Source organism: Neisseria sp. HMSC068C12, from assembly GCF_001814095.1.
GTDB lineage: Bacteria > Pseudomonadota > Gammaproteobacteria > Burkholderiales > Neisseriaceae > Neisseria > Neisseria perflava.
The window spans coordinates 1-396 of sequence record NZ_KV814817.1 but is presented as its reverse complement, the minus strand read 5'-3'; the positions used below and the strand labels follow the sequence as shown (position 1 = coordinate 396).

Sequence of the window (396 nt, the reverse complement as noted above, 5' to 3'; positions counted from 1 at the left end):
ATGAGTTGACCAAACGGGTGTTTGCCGACGGCAGTACCAACCTGATGGAACGCGACGACTTGGGCCGTCTGCTCAGCCATACCGATGCAATGGGACGCGTTACCCGTTATCAATACAGCAACGAAGGCCAGGTAGAAAGCATTATCCGTCCGGACGGCGTCATCCTGCATTTCGACTATGACGACAACTACCGTCTGATCCGTAAAAGCGATGCCGAAAGCTGTTACCACGGCTATACCTATGACGAAGCGGGTAACCTGCTGACCCATACCGACCCGCTGAAACACATCACCCGTTTCGAATATGCCGGCAACGGTCTGTTGCTGTCGGTAACCGATCCGAACGGCAGCAGTACCGCCTACCACTATAACGAAAACCATCAGCCCGACCGGATTA

1 pseudogene is annotated in these 396 nt (G+C 54.0%); it reads left to right on the top strand.

Going from position 1 to position 396, the window contains the following annotated elements:
- Positions 1-396 (top strand): annotated as a pseudogene (locus HMPREF2952_RS06375) (RHS repeat protein); the annotation flags it as partial.